Below are 1,663 nucleotides of genomic sequence, written 5' to 3'. Positions count from 1 at the left end.
TACTCGCTTTGAACAGTACGTCTTACAACATCCAGATGAGGTGTTACGCCGCATGGGGTGTGCTGTGTGAATCAAATGCCAATTTGGATGTATATAGAAGTATTTATAAAGAAGTAATAAGAAGATATGGTTGGTGATACTATGTCATTCTGGGAAACCATAAAGAACAATGAAACAGTTGTTTTAAGTGATGATGCAATCGATTTATTAAGTGATACGCTCTTAGAAATCAAAAAAATTTATCAAGAAGATTTAGAAAGAATGCCAACGGTAGCTGAATTGGAAGCATTAATCTTGGAGGCTTTACAACTTGATTCAAATATTAATGAACAATTAGGGGAAATGGAAATCGTCGATGTAAATTTTAAATTGAAAAAGAAAAGAAAGACGCCTAATATTGAACCAGGTATTGTATTCGCAATCCCGCTTAAAGAAATTGAAAAATATTCTTATGGTTTAGTAGTAAAAGGAAAAGGATTAAAGGATGACATCTATATACAATATTTCGATATCTTCACTAATGAAATATTAGATATAAAAAACTTTAGTAATCAATTTGAAAAACTTTCTGTTCTATATACTATTAACAGTGGAATATATGGAATCGTTAATAAAGAATGGAAAATTATTGGGAAATTGTCTAAAGGGAAATTCAACCCTGAAGAATATGAGTTACCGGATTTTGTGTTTTACAATGGCAAGGAATATTTTGTTAGTCGAGGGGATGCGAATACACCAATAACAGAATTAGAGCCTATTTCTAAAGAGGAAGGGGAAAAAATAAAAAATCCCATTGGCTTGGTTGGTAGTAGTAATATAGTGGAGATGCTTATTAATTCATACTACGAGAAACAAAATCAGAAATAATGTATTTAGCTTTTTTAGGGTTATCCCATGATTTAAGGGATAACTTTTTTTGTACAGTGAAGACAGTCGGCACATCCAAAAGGATGTCAATGACGTCATTACGAATTACCATTATCAAGGCGACAGCCTCAACGTTCTGTATGAAACCGATGCGGATGGAAATGTGGTAAGATCATATATATACGGAGAAAACGGCCAGCTGTTGGCGATGAAAAAAGGTGGTGCCACGTACTTCTACCACTATAACGCGCATGGCGATGTCATCGCCCTGACGGATGAACAAGGAAACATCGTTGCCCGTTATCAATATGATGCATGGGGGAATATTCTCTCTCAATCCGGTGCCTTGGCGGATGAAAACCCATACCGATATGCGGGATATCAATATGACAACGAAACGGGGCTCTATTACTTAATTGCCCGATACTATCATCCAACGCATGGCGTGTTCCTATCTTTAGACCCAGACCCAGGGGATGCGGATGACATTCTCACGCAAAACGGATATACGTATGCGAACAACAATCCGGTGATGATGATCGATCCGGATGGGAAGTTTGCGTATGCTGTAGGGCTTTATTTTGTTCCTGGTGTTGGACAAGTAATGTTAATTGGTACTGCTGCTGTTGTCGGGGTCTATGGAGCGTGGTATTTAGGAAAGAAAGTAAAAAGTTTGATGTTAGTCTAGATTATAGACACAACGAATAGAGAAATGTACAGTAAATCTATCAATGATGAGGAGTGTCTATAATGACAAGACGTTTTGATAAAGAATTCAAAATACATGCAGTAAAAT

At 36.6% G+C, this 1,663-nt stretch carries 1 protein-coding gene and 1 pseudogene; both read left to right on the top strand.

What is annotated here, in order from left to right; all coding sequences use genetic code 11:
* The first annotated feature begins 126 nt into the window (after window positions 1-126).
* Window positions 127-867, top strand: a complete 741-nt coding sequence (locus BO219_RS14360; RefSeq protein WP_077430004.1) for an immunity 26/phosphotriesterase HocA family protein — start codon at window positions 127-129, stop codon at window positions 865-867.
* A 46-nt stretch (window positions 868-913) separates the two neighbouring features.
* Window positions 914-1,555 (top strand): annotated as a pseudogene (locus tag BO219_RS14355) (RHS repeat-associated core domain-containing protein); the annotation flags it as partial.
* Window positions 1,556-1,663: the final 108 nt, after the last annotated feature.

It is taken from the genome of Anoxybacillus kestanbolensis (assembly GCF_001996285.1).
In the GTDB taxonomy this organism is placed as follows: Bacteria; Bacillota; Bacilli; order Bacillales; family Anoxybacillaceae; genus Anoxybacillus; species Anoxybacillus kestanbolensis_A.
The sequence above is the reverse complement of the archived record's forward strand: the minus strand, read 5'-3'. Positions and strand labels throughout refer to the sequence as shown.

Coding starts and splice junctions, on each gene's coding strand:
- BO219_RS14360 (WP_077430004.1), top strand. CDS start 127: ATGGTTGGTGATACTATGTCATTCTGGGAAACCATAAAGAACAATGAA.